The sequence below is a fragment of the Sphingobium chlorophenolicum genome, assembly GCF_000722875.1.
Taxonomy (GTDB): Bacteria; Pseudomonadota; Alphaproteobacteria; order Sphingomonadales; family Sphingomonadaceae; genus Sphingobium; species Sphingobium chlorophenolicum.
Genome location: NZ_JFHR01000014.1, coordinates 1 through 18668, shown reverse-complemented (window position 1 = coordinate 18668; position 18668 = coordinate 1). Strand labels below are relative to the sequence as shown.

Here is an 18668-nt window from a genome sequence, read left to right as displayed (position 1 = left end):
CGGGATGGGCCGGAAGAAGCGCTATCTGACGGCCACCATGCCCGACGGCTATGTGAAGACCATCGGGCCGACTGCGGACGCCTTCACCCATTATTGGCGGATCGTGGCCGCACTGGAGAATGGCAGGACCGAGGTCTTCTGGGGCCACACCCGATCCCTGGCGGAGGCGAAGAAAAAACGCGCCGCAGCGGAAGACGGCGCCCGGATGCGCGGCTGGAAAAGCTACGCGTTCGAGATAGCCGAACTGGTCGAGACGCCAGCCAAGGGTTGAAGAAAGCGCATCGCGCTCCTGCGAAGACAGGAGCCTAGGCCGCGTGAACAAATTGAGATCATTGGGTGGATTGCCGTCATTCCCCCTCCCGCAGGCGGGAGGGGGTTAGGGGGTGGGTTAGCGCAACATCAGCGTTGTTTTGCAACGGCTAAGCCGGAAGCTCGCTCCGCTCGCGCCCACCCCTAACCCCTCCCGTTTACGGGAGGGGGAATGTCTAGAAATGACCATTTCCCAACATTCCGAATTTATCCAGACTGGCCAAGCTCCTGCTTTTCTACCCTTGCTTCCGATGCGGCCAGACCCCCGACCCGTCCGCCGCGCACTCATGCGCCGCATCCCGCACATGCGGCAGCCCGCAGCCCCGGCAGGTGACATAATCGCCCGCCTTCAGCCCATGGCCCACCGCCACCCGCTCGTCGAAGACATAGCAATCGCCCTGCCATCGGCTGTCCGCTTCGGGCATTTCCTCCAGATAGCGCAAAATGCCGCCGCGCAGATGATAGACCTCGTCAAATCCCCGCGCACGCACCAGCGCGGTCGATTTCTCGCACCTTATGCCGCCGGTGCAGAACATGGCGATGCGCGGCTCCCGCCCTTCCTCCCGCAATTTTTCAGCGAAACCGTCGAACCAGGCGGGAAAATCGCGGAAAGAGCGCGTGCCCGGATCGATCGCCCCTTCGAAGCTACCCACCGACACTTCATAGGCGTTGCGCGTGTCGATGACGACCGTATCGGGATCGGCGATCAGCGCATTCCATTCCGGCGGGTCGAGATACGTCCCGGCCCGGTTCGCCGGGTCCAGATCGCCCGCGCCCAAAGTCACGATCTCCGTCTTCACCTTCACCTTCATCCGGGCGAAGGGCGCTTCATCGCTATCGGCATATTTGACGTCCAGATCGGCGCAGCCGGGCAGGGTGCGGATATGCGCAACCAGCGCCGCGATCGCCGCCCCGCTCCCCGCGACCGTGCCGTTAATCCCCTCGCCCGCGACGATCAGCGTGCCGCAAGTGCCCAGTTCGGCGCAGAGCAGCCGCAAATCCCGCGCGATCGCATCCGGATCGGAGAAGGATGCGAAGCGGTACAGCGCGGCAATCGTGAAAGCGGATTCCATGGCTGCGCCCATAGCCGCTTCGCCGCCCTCTTGAAAGCCGGAGGGCAAGGGCGCATAGGCAGGTCATGGTTCCCCTTTCGTTCGCGGGTCACGAATTTCTGGCGCTACCCGAAGCAGCGCTGTTCTGGCCCGCGCATTCGGCCTTGCTGGTGGCCGACCTGCATTTCGAAAAGGCAAGCTGGTACGCCCGTTTCGGCCAGTTCCTGCCCCCGCATGACAGCCGGGCGACGCTGGACATGATAGAGGCGCTGGCGGAGCGGACGGGCGCGAAGGCGCTCTGGTCGCTGGGCGACAGTTTTCACGACGCCGACGGCGCGGCGCGGCTCGATCCGGCGACGCGGGAGCGGCTGGCGGCGCTGACGGACCGGCTCGACTGGGTCTGGATCACCGGCAATCACGATATCGGCATGGCGCAGATGCCCGGTGGGCGGCGTTGCGCGGACATGCAGGTCGACGGCATCTGGTTGCGGCATCAGGCTGACGCGGCCGACCCCCGGCCGGAAATATCGGGCCATTTCCATCCCAAATTCCGCCTGTCTGTGCGGGGCCGCCATGTGTCGCGGCGCTGCTTCGTCGGATCGCGCACCAAATTGATCCTGCCTGCCCTGGGCGCGCTGACCGGTGGCCTGGATGCAGGTCATGGTGAGATCCGCCGCGTCATGGGCGTGGGCGCGACCGCATTGGTGCCGGTGGCGGGCCGCCTGCTGCGATTTCCCCTGCCCTAGGCAAAAAGCAAAAGGGACGTAACGGAAACCGGAAATTAAGCTGTCGCCATTAAGCAACAGGGTATGAAAATCCGGTCGTGCTGGGCAGCCAAGGGTTTAAAAAACAAAGGCTATTCTTGCCTTCGTCCTGCCGTATCTTCATAGTCCGAAGTTAATGCCGACACGACGGAAAGTCGCGCGGATGAGGAGAGGGACCATCATCATGCATAAAAGCCTGTGGCTGATTTCTGCCGGTGCCATCGCATTGGGCAGCTATGTTCCCGTTGCATGGGCGCAGGACAGCGCCACCGCCGCCGATCAGGAAAGCGTCAACATCATTATCACGGCCACGCGGCGCGCCAGCCCGCTGTCCGACGTGCCGATCGCCGTGTCCGCCGTGACGGCGCAGGCGATGCAGAATAGCGGCGCCACCGACATCCGTTCCCTCAACCAGTTGGCGCCGTCGCTGCTGCTGTCCTCCACGGGCAGCGAGGCCAACGCCTCGGCGCGCGTTCGCGGCATCGGCACGGTCGGCGACAATCCGGGGCTGGAAAGCTCCGTCGCGGTGTTCATCGATGGCGTTTACCGTTCCCGCACAGGCGCGGGCCTCAACGAACTGGGGGAGATCGAACGGGTGGAGGTGCTGCGCGGGCCGCAGGGCACGCTATTCGGCCGCAACGCCTCCGCCGGCCTGATCAACATTGTCAGCAAGGCGCCGGAATTCACCCTGGGCGGGAAAGCCGAAGTCACCTACGGCAATTATGATTATTGGCGCCTGGCGGGCCGCGTCACCGGCCCTGTCACCGACAAGCTGGCGCTCAGCCTGGACGGCGTCTGGTCGAAGCGGGACGGATTTTACGATCTGGTCGACACGACCGGCCGGAAGGTCGGGGACACCAATGACCGCGACCGCTATTTCGTGCGCGGGCAGGCGTTGCTGGAACCCACGGACGCGCTCTCCATCCGCCTGATCGGCGATTATACCAACCGCGACGAAAGCTGCTGCGGCGCCGCCTATATCGAGACGCGCGAACGCCTGCCGGGGGCGGGCGGAACCTATTCGACCGCCTCCGCCAACCGCATCATGACCATCCTGTCCCGGCAGGGCAGCGTCTTCGCCGCCGACCCCTATGACCGCAATCTCACCATTACGCCGGGCCGCAATTATGTCAGCAAGCTCAAGGATTGGGGCGTTTCGGGCGAAATCAATTACGATCTGGACGGGGTCAAGCTGACCAGCATCACCGCCTATCGCGACTATAAGAGCCAGGATTACGGCGATTACGACTATACCGGCGCCGACCTGCTCTATCGCGATCCCAACACCTATCGCCAGTTCAAGACCTTCACCCAGGAATTGCGGGCGCAGGGTTCGGCCTTCAACGAGGCGCTCGACTGGCTGGTGGGCGGCTATTACGCCCATGAAAAGCTGACGCTGGAGGATGATGTCCGGTTCGGCGCGGATTATGGGGCTTTCGCCACCTGCCGCCTGCTGCTGGGCACGGGGGCGACCCCCAGTCCGCTCATCGCCTTCATGGACCCGGCGCAGCAGCGCTGCCTGACGCCGACGGGCCGGGCGGCGGCGACCGGTTCCTTCGGGCCGCTCGCGCCGCTGCTGAACGGTTCGCTCGACCTGCTCTACGGCATCGGCAATGTCGGCGACGATCATGCGCGCTATTTCCAGAAGAGTGAGAACTGGGCGCTGTTCACCCATAATATCGTCCATCTGACCAACCGGTTGGATCTGACGCTGGGCCTGCGCTACACCCATGAAAGCAAGCGCTTCTCCTCCTCTTTCGAAAATGATAACGGCACATGCGCGCTGTTGCAGGCCCGCCCCGCCGGGCCGGACCTTTATGAACTGGCCACCGGCCAGATTCCGGGCGCGCCGCTGGGGTCGTCCGCCGCGGCGCTGGCCGGGGGCATATTGACCCTGGGTTGCCTGGGCAACGGTTCCACCAGCCTCAACGCGCTCAACCTTCGCGACAAGATCAGCGATGGCCAATTCTCCGGCACCGCTGTCCTGTCCTGGAAACCGGTCGACCATGTGCTGCTCTACGGCAGCTATTCGAAGGGCTATAAGGCGGGCGGCTATAATCTGGACCGTTTCCAGTTGGGATCGACCGGCCTCAATCAGGTGCCCGCCGTCTTCGCGCCGCGCACCGATGCCGACGTGACCAGCCTGCGCTTCGCGGCGGAGAAGGTCGACGCCTTCGAAATCGGCCTGAAATACAACCAGCCCAAATGGAGCGTGAACATCGCCGCCTTCCGCCAGGAGTTCAAGAATTTCCAGTTGAACACCTTCAACGGCACCAGCTTCGTCGTCCAGAACATCAACGGGTGCGATAGCGCGCTGACGACGGCGCGGACCTGCGCCAGCGACGATGTCGGGCCGGGCCTGATCAGCCAGGGCGTGGAACTGGAACTGTCGGCGACGCCGGTGCGCAACGTCCGCTTCGCCGGCGGCTTCACCTATGCCCGCGCGAAGTTCGCCAACCGGCTGGTCGGCAGCGGCAACGGCGCGGTGCCGCTCGACCCGGCGCTGTTCCTGCTGCCGGGATCGATCAACTCCCAGGCCCCGGAAGCGGTGACCACGGTCAGCGCCTCCTGGACCCCGCCATTGGGCAGCGGCGGCCTGACCGCGCTCTTCTATGTCGACGGGCGCATGAGCAGCGACTTCAACACCGGTTCAGACCTGTTCCCGGAAAAGCGGCAGGACGGCTATGCCCTGTTCAACGCCCGCATCGGCATCCGTGGGCCGCAGCAGCGCTGGGCGGTGGAATTCTGGGGCCAGAACATCTTCAACCAGGATTATACCCAGGTCGCCTTCAGCAGCCCGCTCCAGTCGAGCAGCCCTGCGACATCCACTGTGGGACAATTTCCGACAGCGCCCATGGCGAACCAGTTGATCTCCGCCTATCTGGGCGAACCGCGCACCTACGGCATCACCCTGCGCGGGAGTTTCTGATCATGCCCCTGCCGCTCCCCGGTGTCGGGCGGGCGGCAGGGCGCTCCCCGAACAAAGCCGTGCCGACGCGAATGTCGGTGGCGCCCAGCATGATCGCCGTCTCGAAATCGCCCGACATGCCCATGGAGAGCCGCTCCAGCCCCTCCTCCCGCGCCATTTTGGCGAGCAACGCGAAGAAGGGTGCAGGCTCGACATTGGCAGGCGGCACGCACATCAGGCCCAGCAGCGGAATATCGGCGGCCTGCGCCGCCCTGATCAGCGCGGGGGTGTCGGCGATGGCGCAGCCGCCTTTCTGCTCCTCCGCGCCGATATTGACCTGAATATAGCAGGGCACGCGCTTGCCCGCCGCGTCCATAGCCTTGGCGAGCGCGGTCAGCAGCGACGGCCGGTCCAGCGAATGGATGACATCGAACAGCGCGACCGCATCACCCGCCTTGTTCGACTGGAGCTGCCCCACCAGATGTAGGGCCAGATCGGGAAATTCCTCCCGCAGGCTGGGCCATTTGCCTTCCGCTTCTTGCACCCGATTTTCGCCGAAGACCCGCTGGCCAGCCTCGATCAGCGGGCGGATGGCGTCCGCACCTTGAGTCTTGGACACGGCGATCAGGCGGATGTCGTCGGCGGTGCGCGCGCTAAGGCGCGCGGCGCGCCCCATGGCGTCGCGCACTTGGGCAAGCCGGTCTGCGGCTTCGATGCTGTCGGTCGTCATGAGCGCTGCTATAGGCGAGGGTCATGCAACGCCGCCACCGCAAAAAACTGCCGATGATCTGGCTGATGACCGACGAGCGTGTTGGGGAAGCCGACCTGCTGGCCGCCCTCGCGAAACTGCCGAAGGGGAAAGCGGGCATCATATTCCGACACTATCGCACAGCGGCAAAGGAACGCCGGACCCTGTTCGATCGGGTCGCGTGCATCGCCCGAAAAAGGCGGCTGGCGCTGATGCTGGGCGGAACGGCGGCACAGGCGCAGGCCTGGCGCGCCGACGGCTGGCACGGCCGCGACCGTCGGCGGAAAGGAAAGACGCTATTCCACAGCATGCCAGCGCATAATGAACGTGAAATGGTCATCGCATCGCGATGCGGCGCCGATCTGGTCTTCCTCTCACCACTATTCCCGACGCGTTCGCATCCCGGTGCGCCGGCGCTGGGGCGAACGCGATTCGCAGCCCTGGCGCGTCTGGCCGATATGCCGGTCATCGCCCTGGGCGGCGTTCGCCCGGCACATCGGCCGATGCTGAAGGGAATAGGCGCATCCGGCTGGGCAGCAATCGACGGCCTGTCGGTTCAGGCGCCACAGTGACGGTTTTGGGTGGAAAACGGACCTATCCTATTCCTCCCCATCTCCCGATGGGGAGGATTTAATGTCCTCTAATGGCCAGCAACCCACAAAGCCAACCCCACGCAAACCACCTGGGTCAGCATGCAGCCGCGTCTTCAAAACCGCCGCCTTTAGAATTTGAAGATAGTGCCCAGATAAACGGCCTGCGCGTCCTGCCGGTCGTCGGTCATCGGCGTCAGCCGCCCGGCGAAGCTGTTATTATAGCGCACGCCCGCCGTGACGTTCAGGTTGCGCGTCAGCGAATAGCTGCTCGCCAGATCAAGCGAATAATCCCTGTCCGCGCTGGGATTGCGGATCGACGCAGCCGGTTCGCGGCGGCTTTCGATCAGCACCTTCGTGCTGAAACGGTCCTTGCGGCCCTGATCCAGCGAGAAATTCCGGGCGCCGGCAACAGGCTCGACCGCCACCGGGTCCAGTTCCTTGCGGCCCACCGCATCGGGCAGGGCGAACTTGCGCCAGTTATGCGCGTTGTTCAGGCTAAAGGCGACAGGCGCGATATTCACCGGATCGAGCGTCCGGCTGACGGCCACCCGGTCGTTGAGGTCGGCGGCGCGCACCATGACCGTGACCGACCGCTGGCCGCTCAGCGAACCGCTGGTGGGGGTGAAGCGGAAATTCTGCCGACTCGCGGACGCCGCGATCTTCGCATAGGCGGCAGCCAGGCGCTGGTCCTTGGTCGCCGGGGTGAAGGAGGAAATGCTGCCCAATGCGCCCAGCGATACCGGGGTTTCGGCGCGCATCCGGACAAGATCGGTCGCCGCGCCGATTGCGGGAGACAGCATGAAGCCGGCCATGGCAATCGCCGAGCCTGCCAATGCTATATGTCCCCTTTTCAGGCGCATGTTCCGAATCTCTTCCCCACCGACGAGTTTTCTTGCCCTTCTTCTACACGCAAGACTCTGAAATTGGTAGAGCGCCGCCATGATTTTGTCCGGGCTGTTGCACGGAATACACAGGACTCGCCGGTTGCGGCGGTGAAGCGTGACAGGCCTCCCGCGGCGCGTGCCCGGCTCCACCCGACTCCCTCTTGCCGATTGGCGCGGCTTCTCTATAGAAGCGAGGCGTTTTTCTCGTTTGATGGGACATAGATTGATGGTCCGCCGCCTTCCGAAAACCCTTTCCGCCGGTCTGCTGCTGGCTGCTGTTCTGCCGCTCGCCGCTTGCGGGGGCGGGGCCAAGGACCGTCCCAAGGCCGATCTGGCCGCGTCGAAGGTGACGACCATCGGCGTCAACGCCTATCTGTGGCGCGCCACGCTCGACACCCTGTCCTTCATGCCGATGGTGCAGACGGATTCGAACGGCGGCGTGATCGTCACCGACTGGTACGCCAATCCGAACAGCCCCAATGAGCGGATGAAGCTGACCGTCTCGATCCTCGACCAGGATCTGCGCGCCGACGCCCTGCGCGTCGCCGCCAGCCGTCAGGTCAGCCAGGGCGGCCAGTGGGTCGACGCCCCGGTGCAGGCGGCGACCGTGCAGAAGCTGGAAGAGATCATCCTGACCAAGGCCCGCGACCTCCGCCGCATGGCCATCGCCGGTTAAGCTCTATCCGTCACTTGTTTTTGAACCACGGGGCTGGGCTTGGACAAAGCTCAGCCCGAATGCATTTTTGAGGACCGAATTTCATGCAAAGGCGCTTCAATCCGCTTGAGGCCGATGCCCGCTGGCAGGCCGCCTGGGACGAGAAGCAGACGTTCAAGGCGTCAGACAGCAGCGAAAAGCCGCGCAGCTATGTGCTGGAGATGTTCCCCTATCCGTCCGGGCGCATCCATATCGGCCATGTGCGCAATTACTCGATGGGCGACGTGCTTGCGCGTTTCCGCCGCATGACCGGCCATGAAGTGCTGCACCCGATGGGCTGGGACGCCTTCGGCATGCCCGCCGAAAATGCCGCGATGGAAAAGAATGTCCATCCCGGCAAATGGACTTACGAGAATATCGCCAACATGAAGGCGCAGCTCAAGAAACTGGGCTTCGCGCTGGACTGGAGCCGGGAAGTGGCGACCTGCCACCCCGACTATTACGGCCATGAACAGGCGCTGTTCCTCGACATGCTGGAAGCGGGTCTGGTCTATCGCAAGGAATCGGCGGTCAATTGGGACCCGGTCGACATGACCGTGCTGGCCAATGAGCAGGTGATCGACGGCAAGGGCTGGCGCTCCGGCGCGCCGGTCGAAAAGCGCAAGCTTTCCCAGTGGTTCCTGAAGATAACGCAATTTGCCGACGATCTGCTGGCGGGCCTGAAAACGCTCGATCAGTGGCCTGAAAAGGTCCGGCTGATGCAGGAAAACTGGATCGGCAAGTCGGTCGGCCTGCAATTCCGCTTCAAGCTGGACGCGCCGGTAGGCGAGATCGGCGAGTTGGAGGTCTTCTCCACCCGCCCCGACACCATCTTCGGCGCCAGCTTCGCAGCCATCGCCGCCGACCACCCGATCGCGCTGGCGCTGGCGGAAAAGGACGCCGCGCTGCACGCCTTCGCCGACGAATGCCGCCAGTCCGGCACCGCCGCGGCGGAGATCGAGACGCAGGAAAAGAAGGGCTATGACACCGGCCTGTCGGTGATCCACCCCTTCACGGGACGCAAGCTGCCGCTGTTCGTCGCCAATTTCGTGCTGATGGATTACGGTACCGGCGCGGTCATGGCGGTTCCGGGCCATGACCAGCGCGACCTCGACTTCGCCCGCAAATATATGCTGCCGGTCGAGCGCGTCGTCGCCGCAGAGGGTGACGAAGCCAAGGGCATCGGTGATGAAGCCTATACCGGCCCCGGCAAGCTGGTGAACTCCGACTTCCTCAACGGCCTCGGCGTGGAAGAGGCCAAGGCGGAGGTCATCCGCCGCGCTGAGAGCGAGGGCTGGGGCACCGGCACCACCGTGTTCCGCCTGCGCGACTGGGGCGTATCGCGCCAGCGCTATTGGGGTACGCCGATCCCGGTCATCCATTGCGAGGATTGCGGCCCCGTGGGCGTGCCGAAGGACCAGTTGCCCGTCGTGCTGCCCGAAGACGTCAGCTTCGACATTCCCGGCAACCCGCTGGACCGGCATCCGACCTGGAAGCATGTCGACTGCCCCACATGCGGCAAGCCCGCCCGGCGCGAAACCGACACGCTGGACACGTTCGCCGATTCAAGCTGGTATTTCATCCGCTTCGCCAGCCAGCCCAAGGACAAGCCGTTCGACCGCGAAACCGTCGAAAAATGGCTGCCGGTCGGCCAATATATCGGCGGCGTCGAACATGCGATCCTGCACCTGCTCTACGCCCGTTTCTGGACCCGCGCGCTCCAGCATATGGGGCAGATCGGCTTTACCGAGCCGTTCACCGGCCTCTTCACACAGGGCATGGTGACGCACGAAACCTACAAGTCGCCCGAAGGCGTCTGGCTCGCCCCGCAGGATGTGGAGCGGCAGGGGGACAGGATCGTCATGGTCGGAACCGGCGCGCCGGTCACGCTCGGCCGTGTCGAGAAAATGTCCAAGTCGAAGAAGAATGTCGTCGATCCCGACGACATCATCGCCCAATATGGCGCGGACGCGGTGCGCTGGTTCATGCTGTCCGACAGCCCGCCGGAACGCGACCTGCCCTGGACCGAAGCAGGCATCGAGGGGTCGTGGCGCTTCATCAACCGCCTGTGGCGCCTGTTCGGGGAAGCCGACAGGGCCGCAGAGGGCCAGGACAAGACTCTCGACCGCAAGCTGCACCAGACCATCGACGGCGTGGCGAAGGATATCGAGGCCCTGTCCTTCAACAAGGCGGTGGCGAAAATCTACGAACTCACCAACGCGGTCGAAAAGGCCAAGCCTTCCGCCAGCCGCAGCGCGGCGATCCGGGCGTTGGCGCTGCTGGTCGCGCCGATGACCCCGCATCTCGCCGAGGAGGCATGGGCCGACATGGGCGAGCAGGGTCTGATCGCGGAGGCCGCCTGGCCCGCCGTCGATCCCGCATTGCTGGTCGAGGATGAGGTCACCATCGCCTGCCAGGTGATGGGCAAGCTGCGCGACACCATCACCGTCCCCAAGGGCACGGCGAAGGATGAACTGGAACGCCTCGCCCTCGCCGCGCCCAATGTCGTACGGACGCTGGACGGCGCTACGCCGAAAAAGGTGATCGTGGTGCCGGATCGTCTGGTGAATCTGGTAATCTAACAACTTCCGTCTTTCTTCTCGTTGAAGAAGAACAGCCCTTCGACAAGCTCAGGGCGAACGGTTAAGGGTAGGTCTTATGAAGTTCTGGCCATTGCTCTTTGTCGCCCTGTCCCTCTCCGCCTGCGGCCTCCGCCCCGTCTACAGCGGGGGCAGCCAGGGCGCGGTCGCGCAGGCGCTGGGCAATGTCGCGGTGCAGCCGATCGAGGGCAAGGGCGGCTGGCTGGTGCGCAACGCGCTGAACGACCGGCTGGCGGCGATGCGCGGCACTGGCCCCGGCTACAGGCTGGTGGTCAAGCTGGACGACAATATCAGCGGCTTCGGCCTGCGTTCCGACGCCGCCATCACCCGCGAGCGGCGGACCCTGCGCGCCCGTTACCAGTTGATCGACGAAGCCACCGGCGCGCAGATATTGGACGACACCGCCGGATCGGACGTCGGCATCGACGTGGTCTCCAGCGAATATGCGACCATTGCGGCGGAGGACACGGCGCTGGAACGCCTGTCGCAGACCATCGCCGACCAGATCGTCGCCCGGCTCGCCCGCTTTGCGACCAGGGATAAGGGCCGTTGAAGGCCAATCGCGGCCAGATCGAAAAGGCGCTCGACGCAGCAGGCCAGGGATCGGCCGCCGACTGCCGCTTCTTCCTGCTCTACGGTCCCGACGAGGCGGGCAGCACCACCCTCGCCAAACGGCTGGAACGCGCCATGGGGCCGGATGCGGAGCGGATCGACCTGGACGGCCCGACCCTGCGCGACGATCCGGCCCGGCTGGCGGATGAGGCGGCGTCCTTCTCCATGTTCGGGGACAAGCGCTGGATTCGCATCAACGGCATGGGGGAGGAATCGCTCCCCGCGCTGACCGCCCTGCTGGAGGCGGAGGCGGCGGGCAATCCCGTCATCGCCGTGGCCGGGGCGCTCAAGCCCACGTCGAAACTGCTCAAGCTCGCCCTCGACCACAAGCAGACCATGGCCTTCGCCTCCTACCAGCCCGACGCGCGGGAGGCGGAACAGATCGCCGTCGCCATCGCGCGGGAAGGGGGCTTGCGCCTCTCGTCCGACTTGGGCCGCCGCATCGCCGACCTCACCAATGGCGACCGCACGCTGATGGCGGGGGAGGTGGAAAAGCTGATCCTCTATCTGGATGCCGCCCCCGACCGGCCCCGCGAAGCGACCGGGGAAGCGCTGGACGCGCTCTCCGCCGACAATCCCGACAGCGACGCCGCGCCGCTGGTGAACGCGGTGCTGGGCGGCGACCTGCGCGGCATGCACCGCGAACTGGGGCGTCTGGCGGAGGCGGGCACGGCCATGGCGGCGGTGCTGCGCCCATTGCTGACCCGCGCCATGCTGCTCGCCAATATCCGCGCCGATTTCGATGACAGCGGCCGGCTGGAGGGCGCGGTGGAGGCAGCGGGCAAGGCGGTCTTCTGGAAGGAAAAGGGCGTCGTCACCCGTCAGGTGCGCATCTGGGACGCGACCGGCATCGCCCGCGTCATCCAGCGCCTGGCCCAGGCCGAACGCGCCAGCCGGTCGGGCAGGGGCCTTGGCGACCTGATGGTCCGCCACGAACTGCTCGCCATCGCCCGCCAGGCAGCGCGGGAGCGTTAGTTCTCATTCCACGTGCTCCTGCGAAGGCAGGAGCCCAGGTCGACGCTCCATCCGATCAGGCAAGGCCGGAACTGGGTTCCTGCCTTCGCAGGAACACGACTTCCCTATCCTAACCGCTTGATCGCGCGCCCGCCCATCGCCATATTGCCGCGCATGGACAAGCTCAACCTGACCGACGCCGAATGGCGCGAGCGCCTTTCCCCCGAACAATATCATGTCCTGCGGGAGGGCGGCACGGAACGGGCGTTCACCGGCAAATATAACAGCAACAAGGCCGACGGCCTCTATTATTGCGCGGGCTGCGGCGCGGAGCTGTTCGACGCCGAGGAAAAATATGACAGCGGATCGGGCTGGCCCAGCTTCACCGCGCCGGTGGACATCGACGCGGTCGACGAAATCCGCGACACCAGCCACGGCATGATCCGCACCGAAGTGCGCTGTTCCAACTGCGACGGGCATCTGGGCCATGTCTTCCCTGACGGGCCGGGGGTCAACGGCCTGCGCTATTGCATGAACAGCGCGTCGCTGGATTTCAAATCCCGCGACGAAGCCGAATGATCGTTCATCGCCCGTAAACCGCCGCTTCTCTTGAAAATCCCTGCAGATTTATGCGGCCTGCACGGCTTTTCCACTGGCCGCCTTTCTGATTAGCGCATATCCGGGCGAACCATGGCAAAATCGAGCAGCAAACCGCGAAGCAGGCTTAGGAAATGGCTGATAAGGGGCGTGAAAATCGGCCTCGTCGGCTTTTTGAGCGCGGCGGTCGCCCTCGTCGTGGCGGTGGTCATCGCCTATCAGTCGCTGCCCGATTATGAATCGCTGAAATCCTCCCCCAACGGCCAGATGATCCGCGTCCATGCGGCGGACGGCAGCGTCATCGTATCGCTCGGCCCCAGCTTTGGCCGCTGGATGAGCTATGACCAGATTCCCAACGTCATGGTCGACGCGATGATCTCGACCGAGGACAAGCGTTACTATCTGCACCCCGGCGTCGACCCCATCGGCATGGCCCGCGCCGCCTGGGTGGCGATGGAGCGGCGCGGCAGCGGCCGCCGTTGGCAGGGCGCGTCCACCATCACCCAGCAGGTGACGCGCAACATCTTCCTCAACAACAGCTATAGCTGGGGCCGCAAGGTCCGGGAAATGGTGTTGGCCCTCGCGCTGGAGCGCAAATTCTCCAAGCGGCAGATCCTCGAACTTTACCTCAACAAGGTCTATTTCGGCGGCGGCGCTTACGGCATCGACGCCGCCAGCCGCAAATTTTTCGGCCATCCCGCGACCGGCCTGAACCTTCCCGAAGCCGCCATTGTCGCGGGCCTTGTGAAGGCCCCCTCCAGCTATTCCCCCACCGCCGACGCGGAAGCCGCCATCGGCCGCGCCGGGGTTGTGCTGGACCTGATGCAGGAAAACGGCAAGATCAGCGCGGCCGAACGCGCCGCCGCCAATCTCCAGGACGTGAAGATGGCCCCGGAGCCGCCGCAGAACAGCGTCCGCTACTTCACCGACTGGGCGCTGCCGCAACTCGACACGCTGATCGACGAGCCGAACGAGCCGCTGGAGGTCTACACCACCATCGACCTCAACATGCAGAAGGCGGCGACCGCCGCGATCCAGGCGAACGTGCCCGGCGGCACCCAGGGCGCGCTGGTCTCGCTCGACCGCGACGGCGCGGTGCGGGCGATGGTCGGCGGCCTCGACTATGTGAGTTCCAACTATAACCGCGCCACCACCGCGACGCGCCAGCCCGGCTCCTCCTGGAAGATCTTCGTCTATATGGCGGCGCTGGAGGCAGGCTATACCCCCGACACCGGCGTCACCGACAGCCCGGTCGACATCAACGGGTGGAAGCCGCGCAACAGCAACGGCCGCTTTTCCGGCGACATCGATATCCGCACCGCCTTCGCCTATTCGGTCAACACCGTGGCGGCGAAGCTGGGAGTCGAGGTCGGCTTCCCCACCGTGGCGGACATGGCCCGCCGCTTCGGCGTCACCACGCCGATCAACACGCATCCATCGATGGTGCTGGGCACGTCCGACGTGCGGCTGATCGACATGACCCGCGCCTTCGCCTCCATCGCGCGCAAGGGCGTGGCGGTGACGCCCTATGGCATCACCAAGGTCACGACCGCCGAAGGCCGCCTGCTCTACGAACATCAGGACGACACCAGCCGCGTGCTGGTCGCCCCCTGGGTCGCGGCGGGGATGACGGATCTGATGCAGACCGCCGTCAGCACCGGCACCGGCCGGGCGGCGCAGATCGGCCGCCCCGTCGCGGGCAAGACCGGCACCACCAGCAGCAACAAGGACGGCTGGTTCCTGGGCTTTTCCAGCGGCATCACCACCGGCGTCTGGATGGGCCGCGACGACGCCCGCGCCGTGGGCGTGCTGCAAGGCGGCCGCGCCCCCGCCCATGCCTTTGCCGACTATATGAAGGTCGCCGTCGCCAAACGCCCGGTCGAACAGTTCGAAACCCAGGTGACGCTGCCCGAATGGCAGTTGGAACCGGACGAGGAAGCCTATTACGGCCAGCCCGACAGCGGAACGGACAGCGGCATGATGGTCGACGAAAACGGCCTGCCCATCGAACGAGGCCAGCAGCAGCCGGAGGATGATTCACAGCCCGACGACAGCGACCAGGCCGCCCCCAACCCCGCCGACCGCCCCCAGCCGCCGCGCCTTGACCAGCAATGGATCGACAATGTGCTGGGCCGCAACCGGCAGCAGCAACCAGCGCAACGTTAGAAACCTGTCATGCTGAACTTGTTTCAGCATCCATCGCGCCCCACAAGCCGCCGTGCCTGGGGAGGAATGGATGCTGAAACAAGTTCAGCATGACGAGCAGCTTGTATGGAGCGCGCCTAACCCCCCGCGCCCTGCGCCGCCGCATAGCGCGCCCGCTCCAGCGCCCCGGTATCCGGCAGCAGGAAGTCCACCTTCCCCCGCCCGAAATCGATGGCCACCCTGTCGAACACCTTGAGCGCGTCGATGCCCAGCAGCAAGGCGGGCTTGTCCTGAAGGTCCAGTTCCGCGAAAGGCCGGGCGTCGGCAAACATCACCGGCGTGTCCTTCAGCGTCACTTGCCCCATGCGCACCCGGTCGATCAGCCCCAACTGGCCCGTCAGCGCCTCGCCCGTCACGCTGGTCAGCGTCACTAGGCTCAAGGCAGGCGCCTTCTTCTTGCGCGCCAACTTGTTCATCAGCGCCATATTGCCGACGCTGATCGTCGTGCCGGTATCCAGGATGATGGAAACCTTCGACCCGTTCACGTCGGAATCGAGCAGGATCAACTGGCCCTTGCGCCGCCGCGCCTCCACGATGATGGCGTTGGGATCGCGCAGACCCTGCTTGCTGTTGCCGATCTCCATCCGGCCGGTGCGGAAATTCAGCAGCAGCCGCTTGGAATGCAGCCCGTCCAGCCCCAGCAGCCCCGCCGCGCCGATATTCTCGCCCTCCAGCACCGGCGCTTCGATATCGTCCACCACCGTCTTGCCGAAGCCCAGGCGCGGCACCGCGACCGTATGCACGTCAGCCCGGCCGGTCATGCTGATCACCGTCACCCGCTCCCGCACCGGCAGCGCCAGTTGTTCGGCCAGGTCGCGGGCGATGACGGTCCGCTGCGACCCGGTGTCGACGATGAAGTTCCACGGCCCCTTGCCGTCGATCCGGATCGGGATGGTGATGCGGGAATCGGCGTCGGGGACTGTGCGGACGACGGCGGGCGGATCGCCGGGGTCCAGCGCCGTGCCGTTCTGCGCGGCGAAAGAGGGGCCGGCGATCGCAACGGCGATGCCCAGAGCGGCGCGCAGGCGTCCCATCTCCCATAACCTCCATATTTTATCCCTGTATAGCATGAGGGGGCGTGTTCCGCCCATCCCATTTCATTCGCGGCAGGGCGCAGATCGGCAATTTTCTGTCGGTCCTAATGGCTCAGCGACCTTGACTTTGGCGGGGTCGGATCGCTAAACGCCAGACATTCCATCCCGCCCGTCCGGCGCGGGTTCTCCCGAGTCATTGCCGGGTCAGCCTTCCCCCTATTTCTCCTCGTCTCTCATTCCATCGGACTCAACACGAATGCACCTTAAGGATCTCAAGAAAAAAGCGCCCGCCGACCTGGTGACCATGGCGGAGGAACTGGGCGTCGAAGGCGCATCGACCCTGCGCAAGCAGGATCTGATGTTCGCGATCCTCAAGGTCGAGGCCGAAAATGGCGAGCAGATCATGGGCGAGGGCACGATAGAGGTGCTGCCCGACGGCTTCGGCTTCCTGCGCAGCCCGGAGGCGAACTTCCTCGCCGGTCCCGACGACATCTATGTTTCGCCCAATCAGGTCCGCAAATTCGGCCTGCGCACCGGCGACACGGTGGAGGGCGAAATCCGCGCGCCCAAGGATGGCGAGCGCTATTTCGCCCTGACCAAGCTGATCTCCGTCAATTTCGACGATCCCGACGTGGTCCGTCACCGCGTCAATTTCGACAATCTGACGCCGCTCTACCCGACGCAGAAGCTGACGCTCGACGCGACCGACCCGACGATCAAGGACAAGTCGGCCCGCGTCATCGACATCGTGTCGCCGCAGGGCAAGGGCCAGCGCGCCCTGATCGTCGCGCCGCCGCGCACGGGTAAGACCGTGCTGCTGCAAAATATCGCCAAGGCGATCACCGACAACCATCCCGAAGTCTTCCTGATCGTCCTGCTGATCGACGAACGTCCGGAAGAAGTCACCGACATGCAGCGCAGCGTGAAGGGGGAGGTCGTTTCCTCCACCTTCGACGAACCGGCGCAGCGCCACGTCCAGGTCGCCGAAATGGTGATCGAAAAGGCCAAGCGCCTCGTGGAACATAAGAAAGACGTGGTGATCCTGCTCGACTCGATCACCCGCCTCGGCCGCGCCTACAACACCGTGGTGCCCTCTTCGGGCAAGGTGCTGACCGGCGGCGTCGACGCCAACGCGCTCCAGCGTCCCAAGCGCTTCTTCGGCGCGGCCCGCAATATCGAGGAGGGCGGCTCGCTCTCCATCATCGCGACCGCGCTGATCGACACCGGCAGCCGCATGGACGAAGTCATCTTCGAAGAGTTCAAGGGCACCGGCAACTCGGAAATCGTGCTGGACCGCAAGGTGGCGGACAAGCGCATCTTCCCGGCGCTGGACGTCGGCAAGTCCGGCACCCGCAAGGAAGAATTGCTGGTCGACAAGGCCAAGCTGTCCAAGATGTGGGTGCTGCGCCGCATCCTGATGCAGATGGGCACGGTCGACGCGATGGAATTCCTGCTCGACAAAATGAAGGATTCCAAGACCAACGAGGATTTCTTCGACTCGATGAACCAGTAGGCGGCAGGGCGGTTTTGCTCCTGAAAGGGGCGACCGCTTCGCACCTCAAGCGCGACGATTTTTCAGGGCCGTCGGACTCCGGTCTGGCGGCCGTTATTTTCAGGGGACATGTCAGGCCGTGATGCTCGACCTCATCGCAACCGCCGCCGCCGCTGCCCAGGGGCCGGGATCGCTCGCCAGCATCTGGGCGCATATCGTCAATGATTTCAGCAATATCGGCTCGCCCGCCGCGTTGTCCGCCTTCGGACAGGTGCTGATGATCGACGTGCTGCTGGCCGGGGACAACGCCATCGTCGTCGGCGCTCTGGCGGCCGGGCTACCGACGGAACAGCGCAAGAAGGTGATCCTGATCGGCATCATCGCCGCGCTGGTGCTGCGCATCGGCTTCGCGCTGGTGGTGACGCAGTTGATGCAGATCGTCGGCCTGATCCTGGCGGGCGGACTGCTGCTGCTGTGGGTCGCGTTCAAGATGTGGCGCGAATTGCACCCGAAGCGGGGCGGGGACACGCCCGACACCAGCGACGACGACATATCCGGCCTGCGCCCCGCGAAGAGCTGCGCTGGCGCGGCCTGGGCGGTCGCGGTCGCGGACGTTTCGATGAGCCTGGACAATGTGCTGGCGGTCGCGGGCGCGGCCCGCGACCATCCGGGCATCCTGATCATCGGCCTGATCCTGTCGGTCGCGCTGATGGGCATCGCCGCGAACCTCATCGCCAAATATATCGAACGCTTCCGCTGGATCGCCTATCTGGGCCTTGCCGTGATCGTCTATGTCGCGATCAAGATGATCTATGACGGCGTCGTGGATCATCAGGTCGGCATATTGACGCTCTTCGTATAGGCACCCCCTGTGTTCCCGCGAAGGCTGGAACATGGCAGGTCGAACGAGGATCAGCCCTCCGCCGCGCCCTTCAGGCCGACGGGACGCCATGGCTGCCGGACCAGACCGGCAGCCTTGTCCCCCAGCCACCAGCGCAGCGGAATCCGTCGCTCGGCCAGGTTGTGTGCGTCAAGTTCTGCAAATAGCGGCGGGCATGCTGGCTAGGCGGCTTGACGTAGATCGGCTTTCTTCATCTCCTTAAGGTCGTTCATGTTGAGATAGCGGTTGGCTTCGAGCCAGTTTTCGTGGGTCTCGACAGCAAGCGAGCGTATGAGGCGCAAACAGCTGTCTTCATTGGGGAAGATACGCAGGACGATCGTC

Annotated in this window: 17 protein-coding genes; 12 read left to right on the top strand and 5 right to left on the bottom strand. The window is 64.7% G+C overall.

All coding sequences use genetic code 11. The features are described 5' to 3' along the window. Window positions 1-4: 4 nt before the first annotated feature. A complete protein-coding gene (locus BV95_RS07740; protein WP_037449639.1) occupies window positions 5-271 on the top strand; it encodes a hypothetical protein in 267 nt (88 codons plus the stop codon). Between the two features lie 274 nt (window positions 272-545). On the opposite strand, the gene trhO is transcribed toward BV95_RS07740, so the two are convergent. After that, window positions 546-1382, bottom strand: coding sequence for an oxygen-dependent tRNA uridine(34) hydroxylase TrhO (gene trhO, locus BV95_RS07735; RefSeq protein WP_081873310.1), 837 nt, complete (start codon window positions 1380-1382; stop codon window positions 546-548). Between the two features lie 65 nt (window positions 1383-1447). Between trhO and pdeM the strand changes: the two genes are divergently transcribed. Next, window positions 1448-2107 carry a ligase-associated DNA damage response endonuclease PdeM gene (pdeM, locus tag BV95_RS07730; RefSeq protein WP_037449637.1) on the top strand — a complete coding sequence of 220 codons (660 nt, stop codon included), beginning with the start codon at window positions 1448-1450 and terminating at the stop codon, window positions 2105-2107. 202 nt (window positions 2108-2309) lie between these two features. Continuing rightward, on the top strand, window positions 2310-5054 hold the full coding sequence (locus BV95_RS07725) for a TonB-dependent receptor (protein WP_037449635.1): 2745 nt from the start codon (window positions 2310-2312) through the stop codon (window positions 5052-5054). Here BV95_RS07725 and BV95_RS07720 read toward each other — a convergent pair. Continuing rightward, on the bottom strand, window positions 5032-5763 hold the full coding sequence (locus BV95_RS07720) for a YggS family pyridoxal phosphate-dependent enzyme (RefSeq protein WP_037449633.1): 732 nt from the start codon (window positions 5761-5763) through the stop codon (window positions 5032-5034). The two genes, BV95_RS07725 and BV95_RS07720, sit on opposite strands and share 23 nt — an antisense overlap. Before the next feature lie 23 nt (window positions 5764-5786). Here BV95_RS07720 and BV95_RS07715 point away from each other — a divergent pair, with 23 nt between their 5' ends. After that, window positions 5787-6353 (top strand): thiamine phosphate synthase, encoded by a 567-nt coding sequence (locus BV95_RS07715; protein ID WP_037449632.1) that lies wholly within the window; start codon window positions 5787-5789, stop codon window positions 6351-6353. Window positions 6354-6502: 149 nt separating this feature from the next. Here BV95_RS07715 and BV95_RS07710 read toward each other — a convergent pair whose 3' ends face one another. Continuing rightward, window positions 6503-7234, bottom strand: coding sequence for a hypothetical protein (locus BV95_RS07710; RefSeq protein WP_037449631.1), 732 nt, complete (start codon window positions 7232-7234; stop codon window positions 6503-6505). Between the two features lie 250 nt (window positions 7235-7484). Here BV95_RS07710 and BV95_RS07705 point away from each other — a divergent pair, with 250 nt between their 5' ends. The 6 genes from BV95_RS07705 to BV95_RS07680 all read left to right on the top strand — a co-directional run bounded on the left by BV95_RS07705 (window position 7485) and on the right by BV95_RS07680 (window position 14881). After that, window positions 7485-7934: a DUF3576 domain-containing protein gene (locus BV95_RS07705; RefSeq protein WP_037449628.1), complete on the top strand. Its 450-nt coding sequence runs from the start codon at window positions 7485-7487 to the stop codon at window positions 7932-7934. A gap of 83 nt (window positions 7935-8017) precedes the next feature. Beyond that, window positions 8018-10534 carry a leucine--tRNA ligase gene (gene leuS / locus BV95_RS07700; protein ID WP_037449626.1) on the top strand — a complete coding sequence of 839 codons (2517 nt, stop codon included), beginning with the start codon at window positions 8018-8020 and terminating at the stop codon, window positions 10532-10534. Between the two features lie 76 nt (window positions 10535-10610). Next, window positions 10611-11105, top strand: a complete 495-nt coding sequence (lptE, locus tag BV95_RS07695) for an LPS assembly lipoprotein LptE (RefSeq protein ID WP_037449624.1) — start codon at window positions 10611-10613, stop codon at window positions 11103-11105. Then, entirely contained in the window at window positions 11102-12139 is a 1038-nt protein-coding gene (gene holA, locus BV95_RS07690) for a DNA polymerase III subunit delta (protein WP_037449622.1), read from the top strand. Before lptE ends, holA begins: the two co-directional genes overlap by 4 nt. Before the next feature lie 153 nt (window positions 12140-12292). Next, window positions 12293-12697, top strand: coding sequence for a peptide-methionine (R)-S-oxide reductase MsrB (gene msrB, locus BV95_RS07685; protein WP_013848150.1), 405 nt, complete (start codon window positions 12293-12295; stop codon window positions 12695-12697). A 111-nt stretch (window positions 12698-12808) separates the two neighbouring features. Continuing rightward, window positions 12809-14881 (top strand): transglycosylase domain-containing protein, encoded by a 2073-nt coding sequence (locus BV95_RS07680; RefSeq protein ID WP_037449620.1) that lies wholly within the window; start codon window positions 12809-12811, stop codon window positions 14879-14881. Window positions 14882-14997: 116 nt separating this feature from the next. On the opposite strand, the gene BV95_RS07675 is transcribed toward BV95_RS07680, so the two are convergent. Then, on the bottom strand, window positions 14998-15954 hold the full coding sequence (locus tag BV95_RS07675; RefSeq protein WP_037449618.1) for a retroviral-like aspartic protease family protein: 957 nt from the start codon (window positions 15952-15954) through the stop codon (window positions 14998-15000). A gap of 256 nt (window positions 15955-16210) precedes the next feature. Here BV95_RS07675 and rho point away from each other — a divergent pair, with 256 nt between their 5' ends. Together rho and BV95_RS07665 are read left to right on the top strand one after the other, a co-directional pair. Continuing rightward, window positions 16211-17467 (top strand): transcription termination factor Rho, encoded by a 1257-nt coding sequence (gene rho / locus BV95_RS07670; protein ID WP_037449616.1) that lies wholly within the window; start codon window positions 16211-16213, stop codon window positions 17465-17467. A 121-nt stretch (window positions 17468-17588) separates the two neighbouring features. Next, on the top strand, window positions 17589-18308 hold the full coding sequence (locus BV95_RS07665) for a YjbE family putative metal transport protein (RefSeq protein WP_037449614.1): 720 nt from the start codon (window positions 17589-17591) through the stop codon (window positions 18306-18308). A 200-nt stretch (window positions 18309-18508) separates the two neighbouring features. Here the strand turns inward: BV95_RS07665 and BV95_RS23485 are convergent. Next, window positions 18509-18668: transposase (locus BV95_RS23485; RefSeq protein ID WP_202901551.1), on the bottom strand; the 160-nt coding region annotated here is incomplete at its 5' end.

Coding starts and splice junctions, on each gene's coding strand:
- BV95_RS07740 (WP_037449639.1), top strand. CDS start 5: ATGGGCCGGAAGAAGCGCTATCTGACGGCCACCATGCCCGACGGCTAT.
- trhO (WP_081873310.1), bottom strand. CDS start 1,382: ATGGAATCCGCTTTCACGATTGCCGCGCTGTACCGCTTCGCATCCTTC.
- pdeM (WP_037449637.1), top strand. CDS start 1,448: ATGGTTCCCCTTTCGTTCGCGGGTCACGAATTTCTGGCGCTACCCGAA.
- BV95_RS07725 (WP_037449635.1), top strand. CDS start 2,310: ATGCATAAAAGCCTGTGGCTGATTTCTGCCGGTGCCATCGCATTGGGC.
- BV95_RS07720 (WP_037449633.1), bottom strand. CDS start 5,763: ATGACGACCGACAGCATCGAAGCCGCAGACCGGCTTGCCCAAGTGCGC.
- BV95_RS07715 (WP_037449632.1), top strand. CDS start 5,787: ATGCAACGCCGCCACCGCAAAAAACTGCCGATGATCTGGCTGATGACC.
- BV95_RS07710 (WP_037449631.1), bottom strand. CDS start 7,234: ATGCGCCTGAAAAGGGGACATATAGCATTGGCAGGCTCGGCGATTGCC.
- BV95_RS07705 (WP_037449628.1), top strand. CDS start 7,485: ATGGTCCGCCGCCTTCCGAAAACCCTTTCCGCCGGTCTGCTGCTGGCT.
- leuS (WP_037449626.1), top strand. CDS start 8,018: ATGCAAAGGCGCTTCAATCCGCTTGAGGCCGATGCCCGCTGGCAGGCC.
- lptE (WP_037449624.1), top strand. CDS start 10,611: ATGAAGTTCTGGCCATTGCTCTTTGTCGCCCTGTCCCTCTCCGCCTGC.
- msrB (WP_013848150.1), top strand. CDS start 12,293: ATGGACAAGCTCAACCTGACCGACGCCGAATGGCGCGAGCGCCTTTCC.
- BV95_RS07680 (WP_037449620.1), top strand. CDS start 12,809: ATGGCAAAATCGAGCAGCAAACCGCGAAGCAGGCTTAGGAAATGGCTG.
- BV95_RS07675 (WP_037449618.1), bottom strand. CDS start 15,954: ATGGGACGCCTGCGCGCCGCTCTGGGCATCGCCGTTGCGATCGCCGGC.
- rho (WP_037449616.1), top strand. CDS start 16,211: ATGCACCTTAAGGATCTCAAGAAAAAAGCGCCCGCCGACCTGGTGACC.
- BV95_RS07665 (WP_037449614.1), top strand. CDS start 17,589: ATGCTCGACCTCATCGCAACCGCCGCCGCCGCTGCCCAGGGGCCGGGA.